Annotated in this window: 11 protein-coding genes; 7 read left to right on the top strand and 4 right to left on the bottom strand. The window is 64.1% G+C overall.

Translation table 11 applies throughout. The features are described 5' to 3' along the window. Window positions 1-49 precede the first annotated feature (49 nt). Window positions 50-1,216, top strand: coding sequence for a methyl-accepting chemotaxis protein (locus tag METUNV1_RS07430; protein ID WP_008060421.1), 1,167 nt, complete (start codon window positions 50-52; stop codon window positions 1,214-1,216). A 47-nt stretch (window positions 1,217-1,263) separates the two neighbouring features. On the opposite strand, the gene METUNV1_RS07425 is transcribed toward METUNV1_RS07430, so the two are convergent. From METUNV1_RS07425 to METUNV1_RS07415, 3 genes are all read right to left on the bottom strand, one after another. Then, the gene (locus METUNV1_RS07425) at window positions 1,264-1,779 is read right to left on the bottom strand and encodes a c-type cytochrome (RefSeq protein ID WP_008060420.1); all 516 of its coding nucleotides are present in this window, start codon (window positions 1,777-1,779) and stop codon (window positions 1,264-1,266) included. A gap of 20 nt (window positions 1,780-1,799) precedes the next feature. Then, the gene (locus tag METUNV1_RS07420; protein ID WP_008060419.1) at window positions 1,800-2,393 is read right to left on the bottom strand and encodes a pentapeptide repeat-containing protein; all 594 of its coding nucleotides are present in this window, start codon (window positions 2,391-2,393) and stop codon (window positions 1,800-1,802) included. Between the two features lie 157 nt (window positions 2,394-2,550). Further along, window positions 2,551-4,413: a methanol/ethanol family PQQ-dependent dehydrogenase gene (locus tag METUNV1_RS07415; RefSeq protein ID WP_008060418.1), complete on the bottom strand. Its 1,863-nt coding sequence runs from the start codon at window positions 4,411-4,413 to the stop codon at window positions 2,551-2,553. Between the two features lie 384 nt (window positions 4,414-4,797). Between METUNV1_RS07415 and METUNV1_RS07410 the strand changes: the two genes are divergently transcribed. From METUNV1_RS07410 to METUNV1_RS07400, 3 genes are all read left to right on the top strand, one after another. Continuing rightward, window positions 4,798-5,553: a quinoprotein dehydrogenase-associated SoxYZ-like carrier gene (locus METUNV1_RS07410; protein ID WP_043359337.1), complete on the top strand. Its 756-nt coding sequence runs from the start codon at window positions 4,798-4,800 to the stop codon at window positions 5,551-5,553. A gap of 8 nt (window positions 5,554-5,561) precedes the next feature. Further along, a complete protein-coding gene (locus tag METUNV1_RS07405) occupies window positions 5,562-6,530 on the top strand; it encodes a quinoprotein relay system zinc metallohydrolase 1 (RefSeq protein ID WP_139026319.1) in 969 nt (322 codons plus the stop codon). 149 nt (window positions 6,531-6,679) lie between these two features. Then, the gene (locus tag METUNV1_RS07400) at window positions 6,680-8,434 is read left to right on the top strand and encodes a PQQ-dependent methanol/ethanol family dehydrogenase (protein WP_008060415.1); all 1,755 of its coding nucleotides are present in this window, start codon (window positions 6,680-6,682) and stop codon (window positions 8,432-8,434) included. Between the two features lie 379 nt (window positions 8,435-8,813). Here METUNV1_RS07400 and METUNV1_RS07395 read toward each other — a convergent pair whose 3' ends face one another. Further along, window positions 8,814-10,787 (bottom strand): sigma-54-dependent Fis family transcriptional regulator, encoded by a 1,974-nt coding sequence (locus METUNV1_RS07395; RefSeq protein WP_008060414.1) that lies wholly within the window; start codon window positions 10,785-10,787, stop codon window positions 8,814-8,816. 233 nt (window positions 10,788-11,020) lie between these two features. Between METUNV1_RS07395 and pedF the strand changes: the two genes are divergently transcribed. From pedF to METUNV1_RS07380, 3 genes are all read left to right on the top strand, one after another. After that, window positions 11,021-11,461, top strand: coding sequence for a cytochrome c-550 PedF (gene pedF, locus METUNV1_RS07390; protein ID WP_008060410.1), 441 nt, complete (start codon window positions 11,021-11,023; stop codon window positions 11,459-11,461). Beyond that, on the top strand, window positions 11,451-12,296 hold the full coding sequence (locus tag METUNV1_RS07385) for a substrate-binding periplasmic protein (protein WP_008060408.1): 846 nt from the start codon (window positions 11,451-11,453) through the stop codon (window positions 12,294-12,296). Before pedF ends, METUNV1_RS07385 begins: the two co-directional genes overlap by 11 nt. A 185-nt stretch (window positions 12,297-12,481) precedes the next feature. Beyond that, window positions 12,482-12,952 carry a 4Fe-4S dicluster domain-containing protein gene (locus tag METUNV1_RS07380; protein WP_008060406.1) on the top strand — a complete coding sequence of 157 codons (471 nt, stop codon included), beginning with the start codon at window positions 12,482-12,484 and terminating at the stop codon, window positions 12,950-12,952. The last annotated feature ends 15 nt before the right edge of the window (window positions 12,953-12,967 follow it).

Here is a 12,967-nt window from a genome sequence, read left to right as displayed (position 1 = left end):
CAAAGAGCCGTTCGACCTGAGCCCACCCAGAACGACAAGGAACGGAGACATGAAAAACATGCTCAGCATCCGCAAGGCCTTTCTTTTTCATTCGATTTTCGCCTCGGTCATGTGCGTGGCCGTGTTCGGTGCGCAGGAGGTGCTGCTCCCGGGCATCTGGGGCGTGCTCGCGGCCGGCAGCGTATGTGCTGCGGTGATCGTGGGCGTCGGAGTATGGTTCGGCCGCGGTTTCGGCCAGCGCGCGGAACTGCTGGTCAATGCGATGCACAGTCTTGCCGAAGGCAAGCTGAATCACAAGCTCAGCCTGTCCGGCAAGGACGATTTCGCCTGGCTGGGCTACGAGTACAACCAGGCCTGCAAATCCTTCCGCAAGCTGATCGAAAAGATGACCGTGCTGTCATCGACACTCACCGCGTCGGCCGAGGAACTGTCGCGATTGACCACCAGCGCCAACGAAACCGGTTCGCAGCAGGCGGACCGCATCCGTACCGTCGCTGAGGCGATGGAGGAAATGACGGCATCGGCGCGTCAGGTGGCGGATCTGTCCGCGGACATGGACGGCATCGTGCGCGACGCCGGCGACAGCACGCGCAGTGGCAAGACCGATCTCGAAGTGTCGATGGAGGGCGTCAGCCGCATCGCCAGGGAGATGGAGGAATCGCTGCAGGTGATCGAACGCCTGGTCAAGGATTCGGAGGAGATCGCCAAGATCAACGATGTGGTGAAGGACATTTCCGACCAGACCAATCTGCTGGCACTGAATGCCGCGATCGAGGCAGCACGGGCCGGTGAGCAGGGCCGCGGCTTCGCGGTGGTGGCGGACGAGGTGCGCAAGCTGGCGCAGCGTACCCAGGGCTCGACTGCCGATATCGAACAGATCGTGGCCAAGATCCGTCACGATGCGCAGGAAACCGTCGAACGCGTGGGGCAGGCCAGCCAGCGGGTGAGCGGGGCGGTCACGACGTCGCGCGGCGCGGTGGACACCTTCGAATCCATCCTGAACCGCATGGATGAACTGGCGCACAAGTCCGGCGAGGTCGCCACCAGCATGCGCGAGCAGGACACGACGGCGCACGCCATCCTGCGCAATGCCGGCGAACTGTCGGCGCTGTCCGAGGACAATGCGCGTGGTGTGGCGCAGACCGCATCCCAGGGCGAAGCGGTTGCGGCGTCGGCCCGCGAACTGGAAGCGAGCCTGCGCACCTTCCAGATCTGAGCCGACGCGCAGAAAAAAGCCGGCTGTCACAGCCGGCTTTTTTTCGTTCACGGGGCGGCTTTCACCGCGCTCACTCTTGCCTTGGCCTGTTCCTCTATCCGCGATTCGATGAAGGTACGGATGGCCCAGACTGCCGGGGGCGACAGCACGCCGTCCCAGGGTGGCATGTGCTGAACGTCCAGCACCCGCTTGCCACGCCGCACCGATTTCACGAAATAGTGATCGACGTCGGACAGGCAGCGCTGGTGCAGCGCCGCATCCTCGACCTTCTGACAGCCGCGCTCCAGCCGCAGAAGGTTGGGGCCGACCTGATTACGGTGATTCAGGTCAGCGCCGTGGCAGACCGCGCACGACTCGTTGTACAGCGCACGCCCGGTGGTCACCACCGTGGCCTTGCCGCGATACGGGTTGGTTTCGGCCCAGCCTTCCGCAATCGCGGGCAGACCGGATACATCGGTTTTCGGCGGCGGCGCTTCCATGGAGGGGTCGCCGGCCCAGCTCGGCGACGTGCCCATCAGCGCCATCGCGATGAAGCCAAGCAGTCTTTTCTGCAGTACGCGCATCTGTTGTTCTCCTGTACGGGTCACCATCCGACCGGGCAGCCCTTGCACTCGTCGAAGTTGGCATCGAGAAACACGGTGTAGCGGGTGAGGCAGCCGTCCATGATGGCGTGCCGGAAATCGGCGCTGCCGAACTTGGTTTCCTGCAGGTTGGCGTCGATCAGGCGTGCGTAGTGGAAGCGGGCGAACATCGGCCGCGCGGCCTCCAGATTGGCGGCGGTCAGGTCGGCGTAGCTGAAGTCAGCGCGAAACATGCGGGCGAACTCCATGTTCGCGGCACGCAGCTGCGCACCTTTCAGACTGGAGGCCGGCATGCTGATCTTCTGCATCTGTGCGGCGGTCAGGTCGGCACGGTCGAGGATGGCGCCCGCGAGGTTTGCTGACCTCAGATCTGCCCTGACCATGTTCGCACCGGTGAAGTCGGCGCCGGCCAGATCCCGGGCCGACAGATCGGCGTGGCGCAGGTCTGCACCGGGACAGCGGGTGTAGGGCCAGATCGGGCAGCCGTTGATGACCAGCGTTTCGCTGTTCTGTGCGTCGGCATGGACCGGCTGGATGAAGGACGTGAACAGCAGTGCGGCCGCAATGACGCGACCGCGAAGGAGGCGACCTCGCATGTGTTCTCCGGAAAAAGGACACCCGAGAACCGCACGGCGGGAAACGCGGCGGGAGTGCCTGCGCACAGCGTGCAGGAATGCGGTCTCGGGCGAAGCCGGCTACGCAGTGCCGGCGGTGGACAACGCGCCCCTTCCGGGCGGAAGGGGCGATGCCTGATCAGCGTTTCGGCAGCTTGAAAGCCCAGAAGGAGCCGCCCTGGCTGACCTGTTTGGTCAGTTCGGCCATATCGCCACCCCACAGCGGAACAGCACCGCCGTAGCCGGACGAGATGCCGACGTACTGCTCGCCGTCCTGTTCCCAGGTGATGGGCACCGACACCACGCCGGAGCCGGTCTGGAACTTCCACAGTTCCTTGCCCGACTTGGCATCGAAGGCCTTCACATAGCCGTCCGAGGTGCCAGTAAACAGCAATCCGCCTGCCGTGGTCAGCGTGCCGGCCCACAGCGGGAACTGTTCCTTGTGTTCCCAGGCGATCTTGCCGGTTTTCGGGTCGATCGCGCGCAGGATGCCGACGTGATCGTCGAACAGCTTCTTGATCCGGAAGCCCTGACCCAGGTAGGCCGCGCCCGCCTTGTAGGTGACGTTCTCGGTCCAGTAGTCCATCGCCCAGTGGTTGGCCGGGATGTAGAAGAGCTCGGTGTCCGGGCTGTACGACATCGGCATCCAGTTGGTGCCGCCCAGGAACGGCGGCGATACGAAAATGGATTCACCCTTGTCGGCGCCGGCCTTCGGCTTCGGCGGGTACTGGCTTTCGACGACATTCGGCAGGCCGGTCTTCGAATCGAAGCCCTTGGCCCAGGTGATGCCATCGACGAAGGGCCAGGCGCCGATCAGGGCGGTCTGCTTCCACGGGTAGCCGGCGCCGGTGGCCAGTTTTTCGCGGTCGGTCACGAAGAAGTAGCCATTGCGGTCGGCGTGTGCCGAAGCCTTCACCATCTTGCCGGTCTTCGGATCCTTGTACTCGAACAGCAGCACCGAGTTGTTGCCGGAGAAGTCCCAGGCGTCGTTCGGCGTGTGCGAGAAGAAGCCCTTCAGTTCGCCGGTCGCGGCGTCGACATAGGCCTGGCCCGAGGTGAACAGGCTGGGCCACTTGGTCGGGCTGTCGCCTTCGGCAGTGCGCTTCCAGGTGTTCCACGGCGCCGGGTTGCCGGTGCCGATCACGACCATGTTCTGTTCGACGTCGAACGACGCGGTCTGCCAGGGGGCGCCACCGCCGTGACTCCAGGCTTCGACCTTGCCGGTCGGCGAGTTCGGGTCGTTCGGCCAGCTCGGCGCCTTGGCATCGCCGGTCGGCGTGCTGTCCTTGCCGTTCAGGCGGCCCATGTGACCTTCCACCATCGGACGGGCCCAGATTTCCTCGCCGGTATCGACGTCACGCGCGAACAGGTAGCCAACCACGCCGAATTCGTCGCCGGACGAACCGTGCACCAGCATCACGCGACCGGACTTGGCGTCCTTTACGACGAAGGGGGCGCCGGACATGGTGTAACCGACCTTGTGGTCACCCCATTTTTTCGACCACACCACCTTGCCGGTGTCCTTGTTCAGGGCGACCATGCCCGCGTCCAGCGTACCGAAGAACACCTTGTCGCCGTAGATCGCGGCGCCGCGGTTCACCACATCGCAGCACGGACGGATGTCGTCCGGCAGCCGATGTTCGTACGCCCACAGGCGCTTGCCGGTCTTGGCATCGAGCGCATACATGCGCGAGTAGGAGCCGGTGACATAGACGACGCCGTCGTGCACCAGCGCCTGGCCTTCCTGGCCGCGCTGCTTTTCGCCACCGAAGGAATAGGACCAGGCCGGGGTCAGCCCGGCGACCGTCTTGGTATTGATCTGCTTGAGCGGGCTGTGGCGCTGGGCTTTCATGCCCAGACCGTAGGTCAGCACGTCCTTGCCGGTCTTGTCGTCGTTGACGATGTCGTCCCAGCTCACCGTCTTCGCGGCATAGGCGGGGGCGGTCACCAGCGCGCCCAGGGCAAGTGCCAGCGCCGGGTTCCTGAGGGCAAACGTTTTCATCCTGACTCCTCTTTCAGTGTGGTCTGTCGTGTCGTCACCGGCGCCGCCCGCAGGGAGTGACGGACATGGGGCGTCGATGCGCAGTGCAGGTTAGGCAGAGCACGCGGAGGTGGATGGTTCAAAGCTCCCGCAAAAGCCGGGACATGCTCCCGTAATGCGTGACTGTTCAACGGTTGGACACAGGGCTGTCGGACTGTGGAACAGTGCACCGGGTATCACCGTCGGCAGCGCAGGCCCGGATCGGACCGGAGACGGACCGGGCGGTGCTGTCGTCCCGCTTGATTGGCCTTCGTCTTGCTTGTCCGGCGGTCGGCTCGGGCATGATTCGCCCGACGCTTACGTTCATAAAAGACCTACATGTCGTTGCTGGAGGAGCTTGTGTCAATGAAGAGATGGATTGCAGCCTGCGGGCTCGCATGGCTGTTTACGGGGGCCGCTGCCGCGGCGGATGCCGATCCGCTGAATTCGGTACGCTGGCCGGATCTTCAGCGCGAGTATCTGGCGGATGCGCCGGTCAGTTTCGACTCGCGCATCGAGGTGCTGGCGCCCAAGGTGGCGGAGGACTCGATGAACGTGCCGGTCACCATTCGCGTCAAGGGTCTGCCCGACGTGAAGCGGGTGCTGGTGGTGGTCGATTTCAATCCGATCGTGAAGGTGCTTGATTTCCATCCGCTGATGGCCCAGCCCGGCCTGTCGTTCCGGATCAAGCTGCAGCAGGCGAGCCCGGTGCGTGCGCTGGTGCAGACCGGCGACGGACGCTGGCTGGCTGGCGGGGCGTGGGTCGATGCCGCAGGCGGCGGCTGTACCGCGCCCAGTACCGGCCGCGGCGCGCCCGACTGGGCGCAGAAGCTCAACCAGGTGCAGGGCAGGGTGTGGAAGGATGGCCAGAACCAGCGTCTGCGGCTGCGCATCATGCACCCGATGGATACCGGCCTCGCGCCGGGCATTCCGGCCTTCTTCATCGAGCAGCTGGCCGTGGTCGATGACAAGGGCGCGCCCATGCTGCAGCTCGAAACCTTCGAGCCTCTGAGCGAAAACCCGGTGTTCTCGTTCGATCTGCCTGATCTGGGGCAGGACGCCCTCCGTGTGGTCGGCCGCGACAACAACGGCAACCGCATCGACGCGAAGGTGCTGCCATGAGTGCCCGGATGAAAGCCCCGTTCAAGGCCCGCGTCGTTCTGGCGCTGTGCGCCGCGGTGACCGCCTTTTCCGCCCAGGGCGATGCCGCCTTCGATTACCGGCTGCAGCCGGTGAAGATCGCCGACAACACCTGGGCACTGATCGGCAGCACCGAGGACATCACCCGCGGCAACGGCGGCAACATCGTGAACACCGCCTTCGTGGTGACCCTTGACGGCGTGGTGGTGATCGACAGCGGTCCGTCGCGTCGCTACGGCGAACAGATGCGCGCAGCCATCGCGCAGGTGACCAAACAGCCGGTCATCCGGGTATTCAACACTCACCATCATCCGGATCACTTTCTCGGCAACCAGGCCTACGGCGGCGTTCCGATCGCTGCGCTGCCGGCCACCCGCGCCGGCGAGCGCAGCGACGGCGGTGCCTTCGCCGACAACATGTACCGCATGGCCGGCGACTGGGCGTCCGGCACCGAGCCGCAGGTGGCTGACGAGGACGTGCGTCCCGGCCGCTGGAGCGCGGGCGGGCACGAGTTCGAGCTGATTGCGCTGGAAGGCCATACCGCTGGCGATCTAGCCATCCTTGACCGGACCACCGGTACGCTGTTCGCCGGCGACCTCGTCTTCCTCGACCGCGCGCCGACCACGCCGCACGCTTCGGTACCGCGCTGGCTGGCGACCCTGGATGCGCTGTCGAGACTGGGCGCGAAGCGCACGCTGCCCGGTCACGGGCCGGTGCATGAAGGCAGTGCCGGCATCGACATGACCCGCGAGTGGCTGCGCTGGCTGGACCAGACCCTGGCCCAGGCGGCCGGCAGCGGCATGGACATGGCCGAAGTGATGCGGCTGCCGCTGCCAGCCCGGTTCGAGCGCATGCCGCTGGCGCGCAGCGAGTTCGAACGATCGGTGACCCATCTTTACGCCGGCTATGAACAGCGTGCGATGGACAGCACTGCACAACAGGTGTTGCAACAAAAATGAACACCTGACCTGTTTCGCATCGCCAAAAGGCGGTGCGAGCGGGATTTCTTCCTTGTTTTGGGGTGGCCCGTTTTTTGCGGTCATTATCCCGCCGAAAAAGGGATTGAATCCCGTCGTGCGAGAGAGAAATTCACCAACGAGGAGGAAGTATGAAAGGCTTGCGTAATTCGACGCTGTCCGGTCTGCTGATCGCGGCGTTTGCCGCGATGGCAGCTCCCCAGGTCATGGCCGGCGTGACCGACCGCGACATCGAGAACGATGCCAAGACCACCGGCGACGTGCTGTCCTGGGGTATGGGTACCGAAGGTCAGCGCTACAGCCCGCTGGACAAGGTCAATCTGAACAACGTCAAGAACCTGGTTCCGGCCTGGTCCTTCTCGTTCGGCGGTGAAAAGCAGCGCGGTCAGGAATCGCAGCCGCTGGTGGTCAATGGCAAGATGTTCGTGACGGGTTCCTACTCCCGCCTGTTCGCGCTCGATGCCAAGACCGGTGCCAAGCTGTGGCAATACGAGCACCGTCTGCCGGACGGCATCATGCCCTGCTGCGACGTGGTGAACCGCGGCGCCGCCGTCTATGACAATCTGGTCATCTTCAGCACGCTCGACGCCCAGCTGGTCGCCCTCGACCAGAACACCGGCAAGGTCGTGTGGAAGGAAAAGATTGACGACTACCAGGCTGGCTACTCGAACACCGCTGCGCCGATCATCGCCAAGGGCCTGATCCTTACCGGTGTGTCCGGTGGCGAATTCGGCATCGTCGGTCGCGTTGAAGCGCGCGACGCCAAGACCGGCAAGCTGGTCTGGGTGCGCCCGACCGTCGAAGGTCACATGGGCTACAAGTTCGATGCTGCCGGCAACAAGACCGAGATCGGCGTCAGCGGCACCACCAACGCCACCTGGCAGGGTGATCTGTGGAAGACCGGCGGCGCAGCCACCTGGCTCGGCGGCTCCTACGATCCGAAGACCGGCCTGGCCTACTTCGGCACCGGCAATCCGGCCCCGTGGAACAGCCATCTGCGTCCTGGCGACAACCTGTACTCCTGCTCGACCGTCGCGATCGATGTGGCCACCGGCCAGATCAAGTGGCACTTCCAGGGCACGCCGAACGACGGCTGGGACTATGACGGCGTGAACGAGTTCGTCACGTTCGACATGAACGGCAAGCGCATGGGCGGCAAGGCCGACCGCAACGGCTTCTTCTACGTGCTGGACGCCAACACGGGCAAGTTCGAGCGTGGCTTCCCGTTCGTCAAGAAGATCACCTGGGCCAAGGGCCTGGATGCAGCCGGCAAGCCGATCTACGATCCGGCCAACCGCCCGGGCGACCCGTCCAAGGGTGCTGACGGCAAGAAGGGTGAAGTCGTGTTCTCTGCGCCGTCCTTCCTCGGCGGCAAGAATCAGATGCCGATGGCCTACAGCCCGGATACCGGCCTGTTCTACGTGCCGGCCAACGAGTGGGGCATGGAAATCTGGAACGAGCCGATCACCTACAAGAAGGGTGCGGCTTACCTGGGTGCCGGTTTCACCATCAAGACCATCGACGACAAGTACATCGGCGCCCTGCGCGCAGTCGACCCGAAGACCGGCAAGATCGTCTGGGAAGTCACCAACAACGCTCCGCTGTGGGGTGGTGTGCTGACGACCAAGGGCGGCCTGGTGTTCTGGGGTACGCCTGAAGGCTACCTGAAGGCCGCCGACGCGAAGACCGGCAAGGAAGTGTGGTCCTTCCAGACCGGTACCGGCGTCGTTGCGCCTCCGATCACCTGGGAACAGGATGGCGAGCAGTACATCGGCGTTGCTGCAGGCTGGGGCGGTGCCGTGCCGCTGTGGGGCGGGGATGTGGCCAAGAAGGTCAACTACCTGAACCAGGGCGGTTCGATGTGGGTGTTCAAGCTCCACAAGTAATATGAGTCGAAAGACATATGTTGGCACAGCGCTTGCATATGTCTTCGTGCTTCCGGGCCTCGTGTCCGGAAGTGCCTGAATAAGGCAGGCAGGCTGCAACGAACCGGAAAACGTACTGTAGTTCCGGTTCGTGCCTGCCACCGGTGGTGTGATCCACCCCGGTACTGCGGCCGTATCCGTTCCGTTACAGGCAGTTTCGGGGTGGTGTTGTTCTCTTCAGTTAGACATGGCTCTTTGGCCGGCTTACCCAAGCCGGCCATTTTTTTGCCTGTCTTTTACCCGAGGCGTGCGTACGGGACGATTTCCCGATGCCGTTACAGGTGGAACGAAGCTGTACGAAGTGTTCAGTGTCGTGACGGCGGTGCTTCCACCGGGGCGGTCAGCCTTCCTTGAGCTTGCGGTAGAGCGTCGTCCTGCTGATGCCCAGTTCGCGGGCCGTGGCGGCGACATTGCCTTCATTGCGCGACAGCGATTCCCGAATGGCACGCAACGTCAGGCTGTCCAGATCGCACGGCGCATGACTCTGCATCGTGCGCAGTTCCGATTCGATCGGTCGCAGCACCGGTGCGTTGCCGCTCAGTTCGTCCAGGAAATCATCCGGCAGATGGCGGGTGTGGATGCACCCGTCGTCCGCGGCCATGACGCCAGCGGTACGCAGCAGATTGGCGAGCTGGCGCATATTGCCCGGCCAGGGATGGCGCTCGAACAGCGAAATCACCTCGTCGTCGATGCGCAGCCCCTGCGGAATGGATTCTTCTGTGGCCAGGATGCGATGAACCAGCGCACGGAGATCGCTGCGCTCGCGCAGCGGTGGCAGCATGACGGTCAGACCGTTGAGCCGGTAGTAAAGGTCGGCCCGGAAGCTGCCCTGGGCGACCAGGTCGCGCAGCTTGCGGTGGGTGGCGCAGATGATGGACAGGTCGACCGGTGTGGCTCGGCCGCTGCCCAGCGGTACCACGGTGCGTTCCTGCAGCACGCGCAGCAGACGGGCCTGAAGCGCCAGAGGCATGTCGCCGATTTCATCGAGGAAGAGGGTGCCGCCGTCGGCCTGCATGATGCGGCCGGGGTAGCCCTTGCGCCGCGCGCCTGTGAAGGCGCCTTCCTCGTAGCCGAACAGTTCCGATTCGATCAGGCCGTCTGGAATGGCAGCACAGTTCACCGCGACGAAAGTCTGTTCGCGGCGCGGCCCCTCGTCATGAATGGCGCGTGCCAGCAGTTCCTTGCCAGTGCCGGTCTCGCCCTGGATCAGGACAGGAATGTCCCGTCCGAGCACGCGACGGACTTTCTCGACCACCGCGTCCATCTGCGCGTCGCCGGTGCTGAGGCGGGTCAGACCCTTGTCTTTCGAAATCTGGACGCGCGGCAGGGCAGGCTGTCCGGATTCCGGACGCGGTGCGTCCATGCTGATCACGCGGGCCGGCGGACGACTCTGGTTACCGGCCTTCGGGCGGCCGAACAGTGTACGGCCTCCGAACAGGCGCAGTTCCAGCATGTCGGTTCCGCGCATGAGCGGGTCGTACAGCGCGCTGAGCGGCTTGTCGAACATCGACGTGAAGGTGTGTGTCAGCAGTTCCGCGTGGCTGCGGCCGATCAGCCGGCAGGCACTGCGATTGGCCGACAGCACGCGGCCGTCGTGGTCGAAGGCGAGCAGGGCCTCGAACACGGTACCGATCAGTTCCTGCTGCACGTGGCAGTTCAGCACGAAGCCTTCCGGGAAGGCCTGCGCGAACATCTGGTTCTCGATCGTCTGAACCGCCAGATTGATCAGCGCCAGACTGTGATGCGACGGATTGCGCGAATCGCCGGTCACGTCGAGCACGCCCAGCATGCGGCTGCAGGGGTCGAAGATGGGCGCGGCGGAGCAGGTCAGGAAGTGGTTGGCGGAGAAGAAGTGCTGCGAGCCATGCACGGACACCGGTACCTTCTCGACCAGCGCGGTGCCGATCGCATTCGTGCCCTTGCTCTCTTCCGACCACTCGACGCCGGGCGAGAGCGCAACCTTGGAAGCGCGATCCAGAAAGGCCTGGTCGCCCACCGAGTGGATGATGAAGCCCGATGCGTTGGTGAGCACGATCATCGAGCCGGAGCGCGCGATCTGTGCGTACAGGCCGTTCATGACCGGCGCTGCGTGCTTGAGCAGCGATTCGTTGCGTTCGCGCTCGGTCATCAGGAGATCGCGGCGGGCGCGCTCGATCTCCTTGGCGCACTTGTCCGCGTCAAGGCCGCGGCTGATGCAGCGACTCCAGGATGTTTCAATCAGGGCGGGCAGAACGCCCGAGGGCACCTCACCGGCACTGCGCATGATTTCGTGAGCCTGCTCGCTGCGCGAGACGTCGGCGGCGCTGTATTCCATATCTCCTCCGAACCCGTGACCGGGATGCACGGCCGGTGGTACCGGCTCTCGCCACCGATACGCGCCTGCCAACTCATGGCCAACGGACGCTCATCGGGATATAGCCCCTTTTATAACGTGAATTGTCTCGCCACGCTACACCTGTCTCAAAATAGGGTGAGACGTGGCACGATTCGTGCAATCGAGCACACCCGCAAGCTGATCTACAGCATGTGATCTTTCTTGGAGGAGTTATGAAAGCAGCAGCCGCAACCCTGAAGACGACCGCCCTGGTCGCCGCCCTGATCGCTCTCGGCAGCGTGATGACGCCGAAAGCCGAAGCGCACGGCGACGTGGTGCCGCAAGCCGTTGATGTGAGCACGCTGAAGAAGCTGGGCGACGAATGGGCCAAGCAGAACCCCTACCGCGGCGACAAGGAAGCCATCCGTGTCGGCAGCTCCGCCTACAACCAGAACTGTGCGCGCTGCCACGGCCTGGAAGCAGTGAGCGGCGGTATCGCGCCGGATCTGCGCATGCTGCCGATCGATGCGGAAACCGACGATTACTTCATCAACACCGTGCGCAAGGGTCGCGTCCGCAACGGTGCCGTGTACATGCCTCCGTTCGAAGCCGCGCTGTCGCAGGAAGCCATGTGGGCCATTCGCGCCTACATCGAAACCCGTCATGAAGACTGATATCAGTCTGCTGCGCCGCCGGGCGCTGCTGGCGGGTGTCGCGCTGGCGGTGACCGGTCTGCCGGCGCTCGCCGATGACGACGCGGTCTGGGCGACGGTCACGAAGAGCGGCGCGCTGCGCGTTGCCTTCTACAAGGACTTCGCGCCGTTCTCTGACGACGGGAAGGGCGCCGACGTAGACATCGCGAATGCACTGGCCGCCCGCATGGGGCTCAAGATGTCGCCCATGTTCTTCGATGCGGACGAGAACATGGACGATGACCTGCGCAACATGGTCTGGAAGGGGCACTACATGGGCTACGGCCCGGCCGACATGATGATTCACGTGCCGGTCGACCGCGAATACATGGCCCGGCAGGACAAGGTCGAGTTCATCGCGCCGTATCACCGCGAGCGCTACGCGGTGGCCTACGACCGGCGTCGGATCGACAACCTCGACAGCATGCTGCCGTTCGAGAAGCTGCCGTTCGGCGTGGTGGTCGACACGCTGCCGGATTCGCTGATGCTGTCGGCCGATGGAGGCCGCTATCGCAGCCAGCTGCGCCACTACAAGACGCTTGCCGAGGCGATCGCCGCCCTGCGCAGCGGCGAGGTGGCGGGCGTGATGGCGCTGCAGGGCGAGCTTGAGGCCTCGGTTGCCGGCGACACGAACTTCCCGGTCGGGCAGCCGCCGCTGGCCATGCTCAACTCCCGCCAGTGGCCGGTCGGCATCGCGATCCGCAAGGGCGAGCCGCAGCTGGGTCGCGCCATCATGGCGGCGATGAATGCGCTGATCGCCGAAGGCGAAATCAAGCGCATCCTTGCCCGCCACAACATCAACTGGCGCGTACCCTGAGTGTTCAGGTGTCCATTTTATGGACACCTGAACACCTGTCTCACAAATAAGGACGTTTTAACGACGCGCGACGCTCACAGGCGCCGAAATCCGGGCGCTAAAATATGAAGCGTTTTTCATAGCACGCCGGCCGGGCACGGCCCATAACCCGGCATCACGCCCAGAACGTGGAGGAGCGAATCACCATGCAGAAGTCCCTACACATCGATCCCTCGAAGTGCACCAGCTGTCTCCAGTGTGAGATGGCCTGTTCGTTCGAGAACTACGGTGTATTCAACAACTCGCTTTCGCGCATCAAGGTGTTCGACTTCCATCACACCGGCGCCAAGGTGCCCTACACCTGTACCCAGTGCGACGAAGCCTGGTGCATGCACGCCTGTCCGGTCGAAGCGATCAAGCTCGACAAGGACAATGGCGCCAAGGTGGTGTTCGAGGACGTGTGCGTCGGCTGCAAGGTGTGCACCATCGCCTGTCCGTTCGGTACCGTGAATTACGTGGCGGAGACCGGCAAGGTGCAGAAGTGCGACCTGTGCGGCGGCAACCCGGCCTGTGCCGAAGCGTGCCCGACCGGCGCAATCACCTATGTGGATGCCAACTGGACCGGTCTCGACCGCATGCGCCAGTGGGCAGACAAGCTCGGCAACCAGGCCGCCTGATTTCCGGAGGAGCAC

Origin of the sequence: Methyloversatilis universalis FAM5 (assembly GCF_000214035.2) — a bacterium.
Lineage (GTDB): Bacteria > Pseudomonadota > Gammaproteobacteria > Burkholderiales > Rhodocyclaceae > Methyloversatilis > Methyloversatilis universalis.
This window is presented reverse-complemented; position numbering and strand designations above follow the sequence as displayed.

What these genes read in the sequence shown, in the direction of transcription:
- METUNV1_RS07430 (WP_008060421.1), top strand. Translation starts at nt 50, where the DNA reads ATGAAAAACATGCTCAGCATCCGCAAGGCCTTTCTTTTTCATTCGATT.
- METUNV1_RS07425 (WP_008060420.1), bottom strand. Translation starts at nt 1,779, where the DNA reads ATGCGCGTACTGCAGAAAAGACTGCTTGGCTTCATCGCGATGGCGCTG.
- METUNV1_RS07420 (WP_008060419.1), bottom strand. Translation starts at nt 2,393, where the DNA reads ATGCGAGGTCGCCTCCTTCGCGGTCGCGTCATTGCGGCCGCACTGCTG.
- METUNV1_RS07415 (WP_008060418.1), bottom strand. Translation starts at nt 4,413, where the DNA reads ATGAAAACGTTTGCCCTCAGGAACCCGGCGCTGGCACTTGCCCTGGGC.
- METUNV1_RS07410 (WP_043359337.1), top strand. Translation starts at nt 4,798, where the DNA reads ATGAAGAGATGGATTGCAGCCTGCGGGCTCGCATGGCTGTTTACGGGG.
- METUNV1_RS07405 (WP_139026319.1), top strand. Translation starts at nt 5,562, where the DNA reads ATGAAAGCCCCGTTCAAGGCCCGCGTCGTTCTGGCGCTGTGCGCCGCG.
- METUNV1_RS07400 (WP_008060415.1), top strand. Translation starts at nt 6,680, where the DNA reads ATGAAAGGCTTGCGTAATTCGACGCTGTCCGGTCTGCTGATCGCGGCG.
- METUNV1_RS07395 (WP_008060414.1), bottom strand. Translation starts at nt 10,787, where the DNA reads ATGGAATACAGCGCCGCCGACGTCTCGCGCAGCGAGCAGGCTCACGAA.
- pedF (WP_008060410.1), top strand. Translation starts at nt 11,021, where the DNA reads ATGAAAGCAGCAGCCGCAACCCTGAAGACGACCGCCCTGGTCGCCGCC.
- METUNV1_RS07385 (WP_008060408.1), top strand. Translation starts at nt 11,451, where the DNA reads ATGAAGACTGATATCAGTCTGCTGCGCCGCCGGGCGCTGCTGGCGGGT.
- METUNV1_RS07380 (WP_008060406.1), top strand. Translation starts at nt 12,482, where the DNA reads ATGCAGAAGTCCCTACACATCGATCCCTCGAAGTGCACCAGCTGTCTC.